We start from the raw sequence: 16,419 nt of genomic DNA, 5'->3' as shown, positions 1-16,419 counted from the left end.
TCAGGCGATCTTCTCTTTGACCCGGCTGATCACGTCGCGGACCGTGTGCCCGTCCGCCCGGGCGGCGAAGGTCAGGGCCATGCGGTGCTGCAGGATCGGTTCGGCAAGCGCGAGGACATCGTCCACGGAGGGGGCCAGGCGGCCGTCGACGAGCGCCCGCGCCCGCACGGTCAGCATCAAGGCCTGGCTGGCGCGCGGTCCGGGACCCCAGGCGATCAGATTGGTCACGTCCGAGGCGGCGGCGCCTTCCTGCGGCCGTGCCGAACGCACGAGCTTGAGGATCGCCTCCACGACGGATTCCCCGACCGGCATGCGGCGCACGAGCTGCTGGTATTCCATCAGTTCCTCGGCCGTCATGGCTGTCCGGGCCTTGGCCTGCTCGGCGCCGGTGGTTTCCAGAAGGATCCGCCGTTCTGCTTCCAGATCGGGATAGTGAACGTCGATCTGCATCAGGAAGCGGTCGAGCTGGGCTTCGGGCAGCGGGTAGGTGCCTTCCTGCTCAAGCGGGTTCTGGGTCGCGAGCACATGGAAAGGACGGGGCAGGTCATGGGGGTTCCCCGCCACGGTGACGTGATATTCCTGCATGGCCTGCAGCAGCGCCGACTGGGTGCGCGGGCTGGCGCGGTTGATCTCGTCGGCCATCAGAAGCTGGGAGAACACGGGACCGGGAATGAAGCGGAAGGAGCGGCTGCCATCCGAGCTTTGCTCCATGACCTCGGCACCGAGAATATCGGAGGGCATCAGATCCGGGGTGAACTGGATCCGGCGGGCATCCAGCCCGAGCACGGTGCCGAGCGTTTCCACAAGCTTGGTCTTGGCGAGGCCGGGAACACCGACCAGAAGCCCGTGGCCTCCGGCGAGGATGGTGACGAGGGTCTGCTCGACCACGGTTTCCTGCCCGAAGATGATCCGTGCGATGTCCGCTCTGGCGTCCGTGATGTGGTTGACGGCGCGCTCGGCGTTCTCCGCCACGGCGGCGAGATCCTGTTCGGTCGGGGAGTTGGGGGAAACAACGCTCATTAATCACCTTTCCCTGTATTCATCTTCCGGCGGCCGTGCCGGGCTGGAAAGCGCCTTGATCAGGCTGCTGCGACTCAAACACTCTGACACCATATGAAAGGGTAGATAAGGCGCAAATGTGCGCCATACAGTGGAAAGGTCCAAGATTCTTTCCATGCTTTGGGGAAAACTCGCGCTTTCGCGGGGCTGAGGGGGGACAATGACAATTGCGAGAGGATCGGAACTGTTAAATTTCGCGGTGCCCTGCGCCCTGATTTGCGCGGGTTTCCTTTTGAGGAACGATACCGGCAGCGAAAATGCTATCGGTAAAATCCTCACAACCGGCCGGAGAAGAAAAGATCCATGACGGAGCGTCCCGCCGATATCGACAAAACGATGCCGGAAGGCCTGAAAGCGCTGATGAGCCGGGCGGATGCCGGCGACCGCGCGCCGCCTCCGGTGGAAAAATGGAACCCGCCCTTCTGCGGGGATCTCGACATCCGGATCGCCCGGGACGGCACCTGGCACTATCTCGGTTCGCCCATTGGCCGCGAACGGCTCGTCAGGTTGTTCGCGTCGGTATTGCGCAAGGATGCGGACGGCAGGCATTATCTGGTTACCCCGGTGGAAAAAATCGGTATCACCGTGGAGGATGCACCGCTTCTCGCCGTCGAAATGGCGGTGGAGGGCGAGGGGGAAAACCAGGCCGTGACGCTGCGGACAAATCTGGGAGATCTCGTGAGAGTTGGGCCCGATCATCCGCTGAGGTTCGAAAAAGAAACGGACAGCGGCGGCCTCAAGCCCTATGTTCTTGTCAGAGGCAGGCTCGAGGCGTTGTTCACGCGCGCTTTGATGTATGAGCTTGCGGACATGCTGGAAGAACGAGAAGAGGGAAATGGTGTGGCATTGGGGATCTGGAGCGGAGGCGCGTTTTTTACCCTGGCTTCCGATCTGCTCGACGCGCCGGAATGAGCACCCGATCCCTGAAACGATAGCACACGGCTGACTTCATGACCGCCCCCCTTGTGAACAATTCAAACGCCGGATCCGATTGGGCGCATCATCTGCGGGAGCGCCTCGCGCAAGCTTCCCTGCTGGACCGTGAGCGGGAAACAGGAGACCACATTCTCAATCCGGATCTCGGCCCCTATGCGAAATGGGACGGCCCGCCCCGGGATGCAGCCGTTCTGATCGGACTGGTGGAGACCAGGGAAGGGCCGAATGTGGTCCTGACCCAGCGCACCGGGCACTTGAACTCCCATGCCGGCCAGATTGCCTTGCCGGGCGGCAAGATCGATCCGCAGGACAAGGGCCCCGTTGAGGCGGCGCTGAGGGAAGCTGAGGAGGAAATCGGCCTCCAGCCGAAGCGTGTCGAGCTTCTCGGCAGTCTTGCGCCCTATCTGACAGGTTCCGGCTACCGCGTCGTCCCGGTCGTAGGAGCTATTACGGAGATAACCGCCTTCCGCCCCAATCCGGAGGAAGTCGAGGACATTTTCGAAGTGCCGCTCGCTTTTCTCATGAATCCGGCCAATCACCAGAAGTTGAGCCGGGACTGGGAGGGCCGTCAACGCTACTTTTATGCTATGCCTTTCGGTGAACGGTATATCTGGGGTGTTACCGCCGGTATCATCCGCTCCTTTTACGAAACGGTATATCGCTGATGCTCAGAATTTTCCTTTCGCACCTGTTTCTGTTTCTGCTGCCGTTTTTCTGCTACGCGCTCTGGTTGTGGCTCAGCAAGCGGAGCGGCCATCCGGACCGCTGGTCAAAAGGGCCGATTGCCTGGCTGACGCTTGCCGGGCTCGTCCTGGTCATTTCGGGCCTCGCCGGAATGGCCATGCTCGAGCGCAGCTCGGAAGGCTTGAACTTCATACCCTCTGCAATGCAGGACGGCGTTTTTGTTCCCGGACGGTACGAATAACACCATGTCATCGGTGGCGGACGACATACTCGCCCGGGCGGACTGGCTGCGGAGCGCGGCTGTCCAGGCCGTGTTTTCCGCCATCGAGCAGGACGGGGACGAGGCCCGGGTCGTGGGCGGCGCCATACGCAACACGTTGCTGGGGCATCCGGTGCCCGACGTCGATATCGCGACGACCGCCCTGCCGCAGGACGTGATGAAGCGCGCGCGAGATGCCGGCCTGAAAGCCATCGGGACCGGTCTCGACCACGGAACGGTGACCGTCGTGAGCCGCGGGTTTCCGTATGAGGTAACCACCTTGCGCGAAGACGTCGAAACCTTCGGGCGTCAGGCACGGGTTGTCTTCGGCCGCAACTGGGTCAGGGACGCCGAACGCCGGGATTTCACCATGAACGCGCTTTATGCCGACAGGCAGGGCCGTCTGTACGACCCGCTTGCCGGCCTGGAGGACTGTCTCGCCGGCCGCGTCCGCTTCATCGGCGACCCGGATGCACGCATCCGGGAAGACTATCTCCGCATCCTGCGGTTCTTCCGGATCTTTGCCGCCTACGGAGAAGGAGACATGGACGCGGAAGGACTGGGGGCCTGCCTGCGGCAAAGGGAAGGGCTGCGGCAATTGTCCGCAGAACGGATCGGCCACGAAATGCGCCGTCTTCTGCGTGCGCGGCGGGCAGCTCCTGCCCTGCGCCTCATGAACGATTGCGGACTTTTGGAAATCGCAACGGGTGGACTTGCGCGTATAGAGGACTTCAATGCCCTGCGGGGACTGGATGACCTTGCCCCGGAAACCAGGGATCCGGAACTCGCACTGGTCGTTCTTGCCGGCTTCGTCCATGAGGATCTTGAGCGGGTCTGCGACCGGCTCCGCCTTTCCAATGCGGAAGGCAAAAGGATGAAAACCGCCTGGGCGGTCATGAAACGGCTGAAGAACCCGGTGGATCCGCCATCCGCCGCTTCGCTTCTTTACGACTTCGGCCGCCAGGGGGCTATCGACGGGCTGCTCGCGGTCTGGGCCGGTCTGCGCGCCCGGAAAACCGCCGACGATGACAGGTTTGGCGTCCTGCTTTCAGATCTGCGGATTGAGGCGGTGCCGGAGTTCCCTCTGAAGGGGGCGGATCTGATTGCGTCAGGGCATCCGTCTGGTCCTGAACTAGGCAGTTTTCTCAAGTATCTGGAAGAAGAATGGCGCGAAAGCGGATTTTCACTCAGCAAACAGGAGCTAATGGCGCGTTATACAAGATAGTTTTAGGGGTTCTTAAAGGAAACTGCGCGATCTCTGTTGGAGTTTGTTCATGATGAAACGAGTAAACTTGACGCCAACTTGCACATAGACGCGGATTTTGAGGGGACGGTGAATGGAAATTGTTCTGATTTCGGACGGACCTCTTTCTATCGATTCACCTGCCCGCAAGCTGCCGTTTTTCTTTGCCGCTCGGCTGGTCGACATGGCCAGCGTGTCGGAGCGAACAGTCGTTGACGCAAAAATCGCGGTTCTGGAGTTGCAGGACGCAACCGAGGCCGGATTGAAGGCCCTCAAGGCCTCCTGGAAACACCTCGCCGCAGTTCCGGTTATCTGTCTGGTCGACGAGAAGTCCCGCCGGGAGACCATTCAGGCCGCGGCACTTGGAAACTCGGAATTGTGCGACCGTGACACGCCGATCATCCTGCTGCTGAAACGGATCAACGGCCTCGTCAACGAGGATCTGTGTGCCGCCCTGCCCGAGAATGCGCCCGCGCAGACCGTCGAAGCCTACCGTCAGAGCAACGTCTTCCTGCAAAGCCTCTGTCTGTCCGCGGTGGAAGGTTCACCTATTCAGGTCAATCTTTTGAACGATAGCGCAGATGAACTGCTGGCGTCCCTTTCGCTCAACGGCCTTTCGTCCTGGCTCGAGGCGGTACACACCCATCACAGCGGCACTTACAGCCATTCCCTTATGGTGGCGGGTGTCGCGGGCATGTTCGCGATTCACCTGGGCTGGCCGGAAGAGGAATGCAGGGAAGTGATCGCCGGCGGTCTGGTGCATGACATCGGCAAGATGCGCATTCCGCTCTCCATTCTCGACAAGCCTGGCAAGCTTACCGAAGAAGAGCGCAAGATCGTCAACAAACATCCGCTGTACGGCCGGGATATCCTCAAGCCACGGCTGGAAGTCTCGGTCGGGATCAAGAAAATGGCGATGCAGCATCATGAATACCTGGACGGTTCCGGGTATCCGCTGGGACTGGATGGCAGCCGGATTTCAGCACAGGTCCGTCTCATGACGATCAGCGATATCTTTTCCGCTCTGACCGAGACACGGGCCTACAAGGACGGCGTTCCGGTTCGCGTCGCGATCGATATCCTGAGGAAGATGGGACCGAAACTGGATCAGAACATGTTATCCAGTTTCGCAGACATGGTCCTGAAACGGGATCTCGGCGACGTGAAACGGACATCCGCACACGCCAGTGGCGGCGCTGCCGCCTGACGGGGCCTTATGGCCACTTCACCAGCGGTGGCATGGACGACAGGATGGACGCGACGTTTCCCCCCGTCTTCAGGCCGAAAATCGTACCCCTGTCGTAAAGCAGATTGTATTCCACGTATCTGCCCCGCCGGACGAGTTGTTCCTCGCGCTCCGCCTCGGACCAGTTTTTTTCGAAATTCCGCCGCACCAGCTCCGGATAGACATTCAGGAACGCCAGCCCGACATCCCTTGTGAAGGCGAAATCATCTTCCCAGCCGCCGCTGTTGAGATAGTCGTAGAAGATGCCGCCGACGCCACGCGGCTCGCTGCGGTGTTTCAGGTAAAAATAGTCGTCGCACCAGGCCTTGTAGGCCGGATAGTCCGCGATCTCATGGGCTTCGCAGGCGGTCCGCATCGCTTCGTGGAAGGTTATCGTGTCCGGGTCGTCCTGGGTGCGCCGGGCATCCAGGACCGGTGTCAGGTCGGCGCCGCCGCCGAACCACTGACGGGTGGTCACAACCATTCTGGTGTTCATGTGGACGGCGGGAACATGCGGGTTGCGCGGATGGGCAATCAGGCTGATGCCGGAGGCCCAGAAACGCGGGTCTTCCTCGGCGCCGGGAATCTGACCGCGGAACTCCGGCGAGAATTCACCGTGAACCGTGGAGATATGCACGCCGGCCTTCTCGAACACGCGGCCATGCATCATGGACATGACACCTCCGCCACCCTTGGCGCCCGAGCTGTCGGTCCGCTCCCACGGCGTGCGTTCGAAACGGCCCGCAGGCTGATCGGCAAGAGGGCCGGCGAGCGAACCCATATCGTCCTCGAGATCCTCGAAGGACTTGCAGATCCGGTCTCGCAATTCCTGGAACCAGGCCGGGGCAGTGGCTTTCTTGTTCTCGATACCGTCCGGGATCGGACCGCCACGATTTTCAGGAGAGGCAGCATTCATATGATCGGCCTTGAAGGTTCGGGTCTGTAATGGACGGAAACTGGATTATTCCGGCGTTTTAGGAAATGAGCCCGTTTGCCGCAAGGCCTCGCCGAGCACCATTCCGGCGGAAACCGCCACGTTGATGGAACGCATGCCCTCGGCCATGGGAATTCTCAGCCGGGCATCGGCGGCCTGGTGAACGTCTTGCGGGGCGCCGCTGCTTTCACGGCCCATCAGCAGAATATCGTCACGGTTGAAGGCAAAGTCCGTATATGCGGTGTCCGATCCCGTCGTCAGCAGGACGAGGCGCCGGTCCCGGCCCCGGCGCCAGGAGTCGAATTCCGCGAAACTGATATGACGCAGCATTGCCGCCCTTTCCAGATAATCCATTCCGGCCCGCTTGAGTGCGCTGTCGGAGATGGGAAATCCCGCCGGTTCGATCAGGTGCACAGTGACGCCAAGGCAGGCGGCAAGGCGCAGGATCGTGCCGGTGTTTTGCGGAATATCCGGCTGAAAGAGAGCAATGTCGGGCATGGCGTCCTGAGAAATCGATATCAGGTCGTGGCATAGCAGCGGCGGTCGCGTTTGTCATCGGCAGGGCTGGGAGCATCTTATTTCTCCCGCCATCAAACAGTTCAATATAACCGGGATGCGCTTTAGGATGTGGCCAAGAATCGCTCCAGCCCCCATGGAGACGCCCGTGTCCCTGCTCTTTCGCCTTTTTGAAACCTGGATCGATCCCTTCCAGGGGTCTCCCCACAAGGATATGCCGCGCAGCGGCATGGCGTTTCTGTTTTATTTCATCACTCAGGTTCGCTGGCCCTTTGTCGCGATGCTTGCCCTGGGTGGCGCCGCGGCTTTTATCGAAGTGGGAATCTTCAACTTCCTCGGCGATATCGTCGATCTGCTGGACAGCGCAAACCGGGCGACCTTTTTCAGCGATCACGCCTGGACGCTTCTGGGAATGGTTCTGGTCGTGCTCGTGTTGCGGACGGTCACGCTCACACTTACAGCCCTTGTGGAAGAACAGACCATCGTTCCCGGTTTCTTCAATATGGTTCGCTGGCAATGCCATGAGCGGGTCATGAAACAGGGTCTCGGTTTTTTTCAGGACGACCTGGCCGGACGGTTGGCGCAAAAGGTCATGCAATCCGGCCTTTCCGCCGGGGATTTCATGGTCAATCTGCTGCAGGTGGTCTGGTTCATCGTGGTCTATGCGGTGACGACGCTGATCCTGGTAACGGAACTGGATCCGCGGCTCGGCGCGATTGTCGGGCTCTGGCTCACATGTTTCGCGGTGGTCGCGTGGGCCTTCGTTCCGCGCGTGCGCGGAGCGTCCAAGGCGGTTGCCAATTCCTATTCCGGCGTGACGGGCCGCCTGGTCGATACCTATACGAACATCCAGTCCGTAAAGCTGTTCGGCTCCACGGCCGAGGAAAATCAGGGCGCCAAAGCCGCGGTCGAAACATTTGTAGGCAAGCTGCACGCGTTCACCCGGCTCCTGACCACCGTCCGGGTGATCATGAACGTCCTCAACGGCGTGATGATCGTCGCGATCACGGCCATGGCGCTCAAGGCCTGGCAGGACGGAGCTATCAGCAACGGTCACGTGGCCTTTTCGCTCAGCCTGGTCCTGAGGCTGAACATCCTGCTGAACAGGCTATTCAATCAGCTCAATGGCCTGTTCCGCCATTTCGGGTCGCTTCAGGACAGCATGGAAACGATCGTCAAGCCGATAACGCTCACCGACGCGCCGCATGCCCGGGACCTCACGGTGCCCGCGGGAGCGGTGATATTCGAAAATATCCGCTTTCACTATGGCAAGAAAGACGGCGTGATCGATCATCTGAACCTGACGATCCGTCCCGGCGAGCGGCTGGGTGTCGTCGGACCCTCGGGTGCCGGCAAAACCACCCTGACAAGTCTTTTGCTGCGGTTTTTCGACGTGGAATCCGGGCGGATCCTCATCGACGGCCAGGATATCAGGGATGTGTCGCAGGAGTCCCTGCGCCGGTCCATCGGCATGGTCACGCAGGACTCGTCCCTGCTGCACCGCTCGATCCGGGAAAACATTCTTTACGGCCGGACCTCGGCCCGCGAGGAAGAAATGTTCGAGGCCGCCCGCAAGGCGCATGCCTTCGATTTCATCCAGGGTCTGGAGGACAAGCGGGGCCGCAAGGGGTTCGACGCCTTCGTCGGCGAGCGCGGGGTCAAACTGTCCGGTGGCCAGCGTCAGCGCATCGCGATCGCGCGGGTGCTCCTGAAGGATGCGCCGATCCTTGTGCTCGACGAGGCGACCTCGGCGCTGGATTCCGAAGTCGAGGCGGCCATCCAGGAAAACCTGCAGGGATTGATGACCGGAAAAACGGTAATCGCGATTGCGCACCGCCTCTCGACCATAGCCGCCATGGACCGGCTGATCGTCATGGACAAGGGGCGGATCGTGCAGCTGGGAAGCCATCAAACGCTTCTGGCCGATGAAGCCGGTCTCTACGCGCAACTCTGGCACCGTCAGTCGGGCGGGTTCCTGGAAGCGGAGGCCGAACCGGCCTGACGACGCGATCGAAGCGAAAGGGACCGGCCCATATCCGGGCGGTTTCCGGATGATGCCGGCGCTTGCGGCGGAAAACCGCTGATCCGCCAAGGCTTCCGGTCCGTAGACCTGCCGCAACCCAAAAGAGGTTCCCATGTCACAGCTCGTCATCGCCTATTTTCTCACGGTTTCGGTTTTTCTTACCGTGGACTTCATCTGGCTGTCGCAGATCGCCACCCGGTTCTATTTCGACCGGCTGGGGCATTTGATGATGGACAAGCCGAACATGGCCGCCGCCGCGGCGTTTTATGTCGTTTACGTCGTGGGAATTATCATTTTCGCGGTCGGTCCGGCGCTGAAAAACGGCAGTCTGGGCAGCGCCGTCGTCTATGGCGCCCTGTTCGGGTTCTTTACCTATGCGACCTATGATTTCACCAACTTCGCGACATTGAAAAACTGGCCGGTGAGTGTCGTCATCGTGGATATTGCCTGGGGAACCACCCTGTCGGCCTTTTCCGCCGGTGCCGGCTATGTGCTGACCCGGCTGGTTTCCTGACAGGGAGGCGGTGCCGCTGTCCCGTGGGAAAGGGTGGCGGGAACGGCCCGGGTGCCAAACTTCGTCACCATGCGGGGTGAAACATGCGCATATGCAGCCGGTGACGGAATACATGCAGCACACGGAGACGCAACCGGGTCAAATTTGCGTCAGTCCTCAGTCTCAAGCCGGTCGGTTTTTGCAAATTGCGCCAACCTTACAGTTCAATCGACAAGTAAGACCTGATATAAATGACAATATTCATAGACTGCTTTCCTGATTAGACATTAAACGAGGATTTTCCCGGTAAGGTAAAATCGGAACCTTTCCTGAAATGAAGGCGGGTTATGTCGGAATTCTTGGCCGGGTCGCCAATTCCATATCTGATAGTCTGCCTCGCGGTGGCCGTCTCTTTCTTCTTCATTGGGTATTTCAGTGGGGTCAGGAGAGGCATTCCGGCGCGCGGAGCGGGTCCGTCACAATTCGGCAATGATGCCGCCATCCTGAAGCTCGTGGTGGAACATGCCCACGAGGGCCTGGTGATGCAGGACATCTACGGGCGCATAGAATGGACCAACCCCGCTTATTCCCGCATCACAGGTTATACAGCCGAAGAAATCCGGGGGCGGCGCCCGCAGGAATTCATTCTCGCGCCCGAGAGCCAGGTTTCGCCGGAAGAAATTGAGACTTTCAAGTTCGACCTGACAAAATACCAGTCCGGCTTCGAAGAGCTGATCCACAACAGGCGCAAGAACGGGGAATATTTCTGGAACCAGCTCACCTTCGCGGTTGTCGAGGGCAAGACTCTGGAAGACTCGAAGATCATTGTCATCTGCCGGGACGTCACCAGCAAGGTGGAATACATGGAAGAGCTGGAGGTCGTGCGCAACACGCTCAAATATCAGGCCGAGCACGATGATCTCACCGGCATCGCCAACCGGGCCAAACTCTCCTCATTTCTTCAGGAGACCGTCTCGGCCGCCAATGAGACCGGCCGGCAGGTCGGCATCATCCATTTCGATCTGGATCATTTCAAGGAAATCAACGACAGCCATGGCCACAGTGTGGGGGATGCCGTCCTGCAGCACGCCGCCCATGTTCTCAAATCGGTGCTGGGGGACAAGGGCCTTGCCGCCCGGACCGGTGGCGATGAGTTCATTGCGGTTGTTTCCGAGCCGTGCAGCCGCGAGCAGATGCAATCGCTGGGAAACCGGATTCTCGATGGTCTGGCAAAGCCCGTCAAGGTGGACAGCCAGAGCCTGAAGGTGAGCGTCAGTGTCGGGCTGGTGCTCGCGGATGGTGCAAAGTCGAGCGCCTCCGAACTGATCAATTGCGCCGACATGGCGCTTTACGCCGCCAAGAAAACGGGGCGCAGCCGGATCGCCTGGTACACGGAAGCCCTCGGGGCGGCGCATCGCCAGAAACGCATGACGATGGCGCAACTCGACGAGGACCTGGAAACCGGACGGCTGACCCTGCTGCTGGAACCGCAATACAGTTTCGAACACCGGCGGATCATCGGCTACGAGGCGTTCGCCTGCTGGCTGCACCCTTCCAGGGGGCTGGTCGATCCGGTTGAGATGCTGTCCTCGCAGGAAGATGTCAAACACATAGCCAAAATCGAACATTTTGCGCTGCGCCGTGGCATTGCGGAGATCAAGCGGCTTCGGGAAACCTCGACACATCCCTTCTTCCTGTCCGTCAATCTGACGGGCGCAAGTCTGAAGGATCCGGGCTTCAGGGATGCTGTTGAGGAACTTTGCGATGAGAATATGTTCGCAAGGCAAGACATCGTCATCGAACTGGACGAAAAAATAATCAGGCTAAACGAGTCCGACGGTCTGGCGGATCATCTCGGCAAGATTTCGGAGCTGGGTTGCCAGATTGCCCTGGACAAGTTCGGCAGCGGGCATGGCGGCGCCGGCCAGCTCATTCATCTGAACGCGGACGGGCTGAAAATCAGCCGTCTCCTGATTGCGGGTCTGAGGGACGGGACAAGCCAGCAGCAGCTGGTTGAGTCGATCATCCGGCTGGCGGCCACGCTCGGGCTGAAAACATCGGCGGTGGGTGTGGACACGCAGGAACAGGCCGAGATTCTGAGAAAATCAGGCTGCGGCGTGATCCAGGGAGAGGTGATCTCAAAGCCGCTGACCCCGAGAGAAGCGGAGACGCATATTCGGGATTTCGTGCCGCAATTCGAAATGCAGTAGCCGTCCGCCGAAGGGGCTGTGTCCCAATGGCAACAGTGACCCCGTCATGCAGCATATTGCCGCATTTTCGCTTTTCAACCCCGGCGAATGCGGTTACCAACGTTCCCGGTCAACTGTTGATGGTTGGCTTTAACCCTAGCAGCCGCCCGGCTGCGCAACCAGGAGGGCTTACATGATTGATCTTTGCATGATCCACCCATCTGCCGCCCTCATGGGTTGTCCGGGGATTGCTGTCCGCTTCCTCTAGGAAGCCACAGCCCGTCTTCATTATCCAGGACTTGGCGGTGACCGGCTCAAGCCGTTCCATCCGAGCTGCACGCGTGTTGCACCCGTGTCTGCCGTCACCAGTATTACGATCCCATTTCGGAGATGATCCGATGTCAATTCAATATTTGCCGCACGTGGCTGCCCTTGCGGAGCGTTCGGATTTCGAAGTGCCGCCGCCGAAAGAGCCTCAACCGGGATTTTTCCGCCGTGTCCGCCGCGTCGTGGTGGTCGCTGGGCTCTTCCTGGGACTGACCTTCGCGATCGCCGTGGTGTTTTTCATTCCGGTGCTCGTTTTCAATCTGGGCCGGATCGAAGCCCTGGAATTTGCGGGAGAGCTCATCCCGGCGAGCGTATTCGCCGAACAGCTCGTCGCGCTTTTCTGGGGAACGTTCATCCTCGCCCTGACATTCACATGTCTGGTCGCCGGCACGCGTCTGTGCGTCCCCGACAGCATCGTCCGCCCGGTTCAGCAATCGCCAATTCAGGACAGTTCCCTGCATCTGATGAGTGTCCTGCGGTTGATCGGGTCTGAGAGGTAAAAATGTTCGACTGGTTCGAGAAACTCGTCGATCCGTTCGAGAAAACGGATCTTGACGTGCCGCCGAATGGCTTCTGGGCCTTCTGCTGGTATTATACCAAACCGGTGTGGCCGATCCTGGCCGGCGTTTCCGTCCTTGGCGCAATGATCGCCTTTCTGGAAGTGATGATCTTCACGTTTCTCGGCGAACTGGTCACCTGGCTAGGCTCGGAAAGCGCAGAGACGTTCTTTCAGGACAACTGGCCGCAGTTGCTGTGGATGGGGCTGGTGGTGCTTGTGCTGCTGCCGGGTTGCGCCGCCATCTGGGAAATCATGTTCCATCAGGGCCTGATGGGCACATATCCCATGTCGGTACGCTGGCGGGTGCACCGGTATCTGTTGCGGCAGAGCATATCGTTCTATCAGGACGATTTTGCCGGCCGGATCGCCAACAAGCTGATGCAGACAGCGCTTTCGGTCCGGGAGGTCGTGACCCGCATCGCCGACATCCTGGTCTACGTTGCGGTCTATTTCATCGCCGCCCTGTTCGTGGTGGCGGACGCAAGTCTCTACTTCCTGATCCCGTTCGCGGCCTGGTTCGGGTGCTACATGGTGACCATGCGGATCTTCATTCCGCGCCTGAAGAATGTTTCCAGGGAGCAGGCGGATACACGGTCGCTCATGACCGGGCATGTCGTCGATGCCTATACGAACATTTCGACGGTCAAGCTGTTCTCCCACGCCGAACGCGAGGAGGAATATGCCAGGACATCGATGACCGCGTTCCTGAAGACCGTATTTCGGCAAATGCGGCTGGTCACGGGGATGAACATCACCCTGACGATCATCAACATGCTGTTGCTGTTCGCCGTGGGAGCATTGTCGATCGGTCTCTGGCAGGCAGGGCGGGTCACCACCGGTGAAATCGCGGTGGCGGTTGCCCTGGTCCTCAGGTTTCAGGGCATGTCGCAATGGATCCTTTGGGAAGTGTCCGGTCTTTTCGAGAATATCGGAACGGTTCAGGACGGCATCAACACCATCGCGCGGGAGCGGGACGTGGTCGATGTTCCGGATGCCGTCAGGCTTGCGGTTCCCGAAGGCGAAATCCGTTTCGACGGGATCTGCTTCCATTACGGCAAGCAATCGGGCGTCATCGAGGATCTGGATCTAACCATCCGGTCCGGAGAGAAAATCGGCCTTATTGGCCGGTCCGGCGCCGGCAAGTCGACGCTGGTCAACCTGTTGCTGCGGTTCTACGACCTGGAACGCGGACGGATCCTGATCGACGGTCAGGACATCTCCAAGGTTCGTCAGGACGACATCCGCGCCAATGTCGGTGTGGTGACGCAGGACACCTCGTTGCTGCACCGGTCGATTTTCGAGAACGTTGCCTATGGCAAGCCGGATGTCAGCCGCGTCGAGGTGGAAGGCGTCCTTGAGAAGGCGCATGCCCACGGGTTTGTCCGGGACCTGACGGATCTCAATGACCGAATCGGGCTGGACGCGCATGTCGGCGAACGGGGCGTCAAGCTCTCCGGTGGCCAGCGCCAGCGGATCGCCATCGCGCGGGTGCTGTTGAAAAATGCGCCCATCCTGGTTCTCGACGAGGCGACGTCCGCACTCGATTCGGAGGTGGAACTGGCCATTCAGGAAAGCCTGTTCGACCTGATGGAGGGCAAGACCGTGATCGCGATCGCACACCGCCTGTCGACCATCGCGGCCATGGACCGGCTGATCGTCATGGACAGGGGCCGAATTATCGAAGAGGGCTCCCATCAGGAGCTTCTTGAGAAAAACGGTCTTTACGCTCAGCTCTGGCAACACCAGTCGGGCGGGTTCCTGTCGTCGGTCGCGGCGGCGTGATAAACAGGGAAGAAACGCAGGGCCGAAATTCAGTTGAATTACGGTCTTGCGCTCTTTGACAAAAAAAGGGCAGAAAAGCGGCGCGGTGGAGCTTTTGGCTGCGACATAAATGTTTCGAGGCGTTCGTTGAACTGGACAAGCGTTTCGAAGGGTGCAAAAAGACAAGCCGCTTGACTGGTGCGGAGAGAGTGTCGTACCCGGTCCCCGAAAAGCCCGGCATGGTTCCGACCCCTTCTTTGCGAAAATGAAGGGCCCCCGAACGTGATGCGGGCTTTCGGTACAGGTTGAACAGGTTTCGAGAGGACGCGACCTTGGTACATACGGATCAGGCGGAACCGACCCGCCGCGATTTCCTCTACATTGCGACGGGCGCCATGGGCGTTGTGGGCGCTGGCGCGCTGGTATGGCCGTTCATCGACCAGATGAACCCCGATGCCTCCGCATTGGCTTTGGCTTCCATCGAGGTCGATGTGTCTGCCGTTGAAGAGGGGCAGTCAATTACAGTCAAATGGCGCGGGAAGCCGGTTTTCATCCGCAACCGTACAGAAACGGAAGTGGAAGAAGCCAAGGCCGTTCCCGTGGCCGATCTCAAGGACCCGCTGGCGCGAAACGCCAACCTGCCGGCGGATGCGCAGGCAACGGACCCCAACCGGGGCGTCGCAGGCCAGGAAAACTGGCTCGTTCAGGTGGGGATCTGTACCCACCTCGGCTGCGTGCCCATCGGCGATTCCGGCGATTTCGGCGGCTGGTTCTGCCCGTGTCACGGTTCTCACTATGATACCGCCGGCCGTATCCGCAAGGGCCCGGCTCCCGAGAATTTGCTGATTCCGCCGCTCGAGTTCGCCAGCGACTCGACGATCAAGATCGGCTAACGGCAAGATATTTCAGGAGACAGCCATGGCTGGACATTCAAACTATGTACCGCAGAGCGCCGCGGCAAAGTGGCTGGAAAGCCGGCTGCCGGTCATCTCGCTCATGCGCGGCTCTTTTGTCGACTTCCCGACCCCCAAGAACCTGAATTACTGGTGGACCTTCGGCGGTATCCTGTTTTTCATGCTGATCGCGCAGCTCATCACCGGCATCGTCCTGGCGATGCACTACACGCCGAACGCGGGTTTGGCGTTCGACAGTGTCGAGCATATCATGCGCGACGTGAATTTCGGCTGGATGCTGCGCTACCTGCATTCCAACGGCGCGTCGATGTTCTTCATCGCCGTCTATATCCATATTTTCCGCGGTCTCTACTACGGCTCCTACAAGGCGCCGCGCGAGATCTCCTGGATCCTCGGCGTGATCATCTTCCTGATCATGATGGGCACCGCCTTCATGGGCTACGTACTGCCCTGGGGCCAGATGTCCTTCTGGGGCGCGACGGTCATCACCAACCTGTTCTCGGCCATCCCGATGGTCGGCGATGCGATCCGCACCTGGTTGTGGGGCGGCTTTGCGGTCGACAACGCGACGCTGAACCGCTTCTTCTCGCTGCACTACCTGTTGCCGTTCATGATCTTCGGCGTGGTCATCCTGCATGTATGGGCGTTCCACACGACGGGTAACAACAACCCGACCGGAGTGCAGCCGAAGACCAAGCAGGACACCATTCCGTTCCATCCGTACTACACGGTCAAGGATTTCTTCGCGATCATCGTGTTCATGATCGTCTTTGCCTGGTTCGCCTTTTACGTGCCGAACTACATGGGCCATCCGGACAACTATATCGAGGCCAACCCGCTGGTGACCCCGGCCCATATCGTTCCGGAATGGTACTTCCTGCCGTTCTACGCGATCCTGCGCGCCGTTCCCGACAAGCTCGGCGGTGTAGCGGCGATGTTCGGTGCAATCGCGGTCCTGTTCGTGCTGCCCTGGCTGGATACGTCCAAGGTCCGCTCCGGTGCCTACCGTCCGCTGTTCAAGCAGTTCTTCTGGATCTTCGCATTGAACGCGGTGGCGCTCGGTTATCTCGGCGCGATGCCTGCGGAAGGAACCTATGTTCTTCTCGCCAGGATCTGCACAGTCTATTACTTCGCCCACTTCCTGATCATCCTGCCGATGCTCGGGTTCCTTGAGAAACCGCGGCCCGTGCCGACTTCCATTTCCGAAGCGGTCCTGAAGAGCGGGTCCGGCAAGCCGGCCGGTGCGGCAGCCGCACCGGAAACGAAGTAACGCGAACCGGATCAGGAGTTAGTTGAG

General features: G+C 59.8%; 15 protein-coding genes. 12 read left to right on the top strand and 3 right to left on the bottom strand.

Going from position 1 to position 16,419, the window contains the following annotated elements:
• Complete coding sequence (locus CLV41_RS18360) at positions 1-1,020, bottom strand: AAA family ATPase (RefSeq protein WP_103223875.1); 1,020 nt, start codon at positions 1,018-1,020, stop codon at positions 1-3.
• Positions 1,021-1,362: 342 nt separating this feature from the next.
• On the opposite strand from CLV41_RS18360, the gene CLV41_RS18355 reads away from it, so the two are divergent.
• From CLV41_RS18355 to CLV41_RS18335, 5 genes are all read left to right on the top strand, one after another.
• Complete coding sequence (locus tag CLV41_RS18355; RefSeq protein ID WP_103223874.1) at positions 1,363-1,971, top strand: DUF1285 domain-containing protein; 609 nt, start codon at positions 1,363-1,365, stop codon at positions 1,969-1,971.
• Positions 1,972-2,009: 38 nt separating this feature from the next.
• Positions 2,010-2,660 carry a CoA pyrophosphatase gene (locus CLV41_RS18350; protein ID WP_103223873.1) on the top strand — a complete coding sequence of 217 codons (651 nt, stop codon included), beginning with the start codon at positions 2,010-2,012 and terminating at the stop codon, positions 2,658-2,660.
• Entirely contained in the window at positions 2,660-2,920 is a 261-nt protein-coding gene (locus CLV41_RS18345) for a DUF6111 family protein (RefSeq protein ID WP_103223872.1), read from the top strand. The genes CLV41_RS18350 and CLV41_RS18345 overlap by 1 nt, the downstream gene beginning before the upstream one ends.
• A 4-nt stretch (positions 2,921-2,924) precedes the next feature.
• Positions 2,925-4,163: a CCA tRNA nucleotidyltransferase gene (locus CLV41_RS18340; protein ID WP_103223871.1), complete on the top strand. Its 1,239-nt coding sequence runs from the start codon at positions 2,925-2,927 to the stop codon at positions 4,161-4,163.
• Between the two features lie 112 nt (positions 4,164-4,275).
• Positions 4,276-5,388, top strand: coding sequence for an HD-GYP domain-containing protein (locus tag CLV41_RS18335; protein ID WP_103223870.1), 1,113 nt, complete (start codon positions 4,276-4,278; stop codon positions 5,386-5,388).
• 7 nt (positions 5,389-5,395) lie between these two features.
• Here the strand turns inward: CLV41_RS18335 and hemF are convergent, their stop codons facing one another.
• Both hemF and CLV41_RS18325 read right to left on the bottom strand, forming a co-directional pair.
• A complete protein-coding gene (hemF, locus tag CLV41_RS18330) occupies positions 5,396-6,322 on the bottom strand; it encodes an oxygen-dependent coproporphyrinogen oxidase (protein WP_103223869.1) in 927 nt (308 codons plus the stop codon).
• 45 nt (positions 6,323-6,367) lie between these two features.
• Positions 6,368-6,838 carry a tRNA (cytidine(34)-2'-O)-methyltransferase gene (locus CLV41_RS18325; protein ID WP_103223868.1) on the bottom strand — a complete coding sequence of 157 codons (471 nt, stop codon included), beginning with the start codon at positions 6,836-6,838 and terminating at the stop codon, positions 6,368-6,370.
• A 127-nt stretch (positions 6,839-6,965) separates the two neighbouring features.
• Between CLV41_RS18325 and CLV41_RS18320 the strand changes: the two genes are divergently transcribed.
• The 7 genes from CLV41_RS18320 (at position 6,966) to CLV41_RS18290 (ending at position 16,392) form a co-directional block, all read left to right on the top strand.
• On the top strand, positions 6,966-8,858 hold the full coding sequence (locus CLV41_RS18320) for an ABC transporter ATP-binding protein (RefSeq protein ID WP_408014063.1): 1,893 nt from the start codon (positions 6,966-6,968) through the stop codon (positions 8,856-8,858).
• Positions 8,859-8,991: 133 nt separating this feature from the next.
• Positions 8,992-9,393, top strand: a complete 402-nt coding sequence (locus CLV41_RS18315) for a DUF2177 family protein (protein WP_103223866.1) — start codon at positions 8,992-8,994, stop codon at positions 9,391-9,393.
• A 326-nt stretch (positions 9,394-9,719) separates the two neighbouring features.
• Positions 9,720-11,582 carry a putative bifunctional diguanylate cyclase/phosphodiesterase gene (locus tag CLV41_RS18310; protein ID WP_103223865.1) on the top strand — a complete coding sequence of 621 codons (1,863 nt, stop codon included), beginning with the start codon at positions 9,720-9,722 and terminating at the stop codon, positions 11,580-11,582.
• A 377-nt stretch (positions 11,583-11,959) separates the two neighbouring features.
• Entirely contained in the window at positions 11,960-12,388 is a 429-nt protein-coding gene (locus tag CLV41_RS18305; protein ID WP_103223864.1) for a hypothetical protein, read from the top strand.
• Positions 12,389-12,390: 2 nt separating this feature from the next.
• On the top strand, positions 12,391-14,229 hold the full coding sequence (locus CLV41_RS18300) for an ABC transporter ATP-binding protein (RefSeq protein ID WP_103223863.1): 1,839 nt from the start codon (positions 12,391-12,393) through the stop codon (positions 14,227-14,229).
• A gap of 311 nt (positions 14,230-14,540) precedes the next feature.
• Positions 14,541-15,101 (top strand): ubiquinol-cytochrome c reductase iron-sulfur subunit, encoded by a 561-nt coding sequence (gene petA / locus CLV41_RS18295; RefSeq protein ID WP_103223862.1) that lies wholly within the window; start codon positions 14,541-14,543, stop codon positions 15,099-15,101.
• A 25-nt stretch (positions 15,102-15,126) separates the two neighbouring features.
• Positions 15,127-16,392 (top strand): cytochrome b, encoded by a 1,266-nt coding sequence (locus tag CLV41_RS18290; protein ID WP_103223861.1) that lies wholly within the window; start codon positions 15,127-15,129, stop codon positions 16,390-16,392.
• Positions 16,393-16,419 lie beyond the last annotated feature (27 nt).

Origin of the sequence: Roseibium marinum (assembly GCF_002906165.1) — a bacterium.
Taxonomy (GTDB): Bacteria; Pseudomonadota; Alphaproteobacteria; order Rhizobiales; family Stappiaceae; genus Roseibium; species Roseibium marinum.
The sequence above is the reverse complement of the archived record's forward strand: the minus strand, read 5'-3'. Positions and strand labels throughout refer to the sequence as shown.

Coding starts and splice junctions, on each gene's coding strand:
- CLV41_RS18360 (WP_103223875.1), bottom strand. CDS start 1,020: ATGAGCGTTGTTTCCCCCAACTCCCCGACCGAACAGGATCTCGCCGCC.
- CLV41_RS18355 (WP_103223874.1), top strand. CDS start 1,363: ATGACGGAGCGTCCCGCCGATATCGACAAAACGATGCCGGAAGGCCTG.
- CLV41_RS18350 (WP_103223873.1), top strand. CDS start 2,010: ATGACCGCCCCCCTTGTGAACAATTCAAACGCCGGATCCGATTGGGCG.
- CLV41_RS18345 (WP_103223872.1), top strand. CDS start 2,660: ATGCTCAGAATTTTCCTTTCGCACCTGTTTCTGTTTCTGCTGCCGTTT.
- CLV41_RS18340 (WP_103223871.1), top strand. CDS start 2,925: ATGTCATCGGTGGCGGACGACATACTCGCCCGGGCGGACTGGCTGCGG.
- CLV41_RS18335 (WP_103223870.1), top strand. CDS start 4,276: ATGGAAATTGTTCTGATTTCGGACGGACCTCTTTCTATCGATTCACCT.
- hemF (WP_103223869.1), bottom strand. CDS start 6,322: ATGAATGCTGCCTCTCCTGAAAATCGTGGCGGTCCGATCCCGGACGGT.
- CLV41_RS18325 (WP_103223868.1), bottom strand. CDS start 6,838: ATGCCCGACATTGCTCTCTTTCAGCCGGATATTCCGCAAAACACCGGC.
- CLV41_RS18320 (WP_408014063.1), top strand. CDS start 6,966: ATGTGGCCAAGAATCGCTCCAGCCCCCATGGAGACGCCCGTGTCCCTG.
- CLV41_RS18315 (WP_103223866.1), top strand. CDS start 8,992: ATGTCACAGCTCGTCATCGCCTATTTTCTCACGGTTTCGGTTTTTCTT.
- CLV41_RS18310 (WP_103223865.1), top strand. CDS start 9,720: ATGTCGGAATTCTTGGCCGGGTCGCCAATTCCATATCTGATAGTCTGC.
- CLV41_RS18305 (WP_103223864.1), top strand. CDS start 11,960: ATGTCAATTCAATATTTGCCGCACGTGGCTGCCCTTGCGGAGCGTTCG.
- CLV41_RS18300 (WP_103223863.1), top strand. CDS start 12,391: ATGTTCGACTGGTTCGAGAAACTCGTCGATCCGTTCGAGAAAACGGAT.
- CLV41_RS18290 (WP_103223861.1), top strand. CDS start 15,127: ATGGCTGGACATTCAAACTATGTACCGCAGAGCGCCGCGGCAAAGTGG.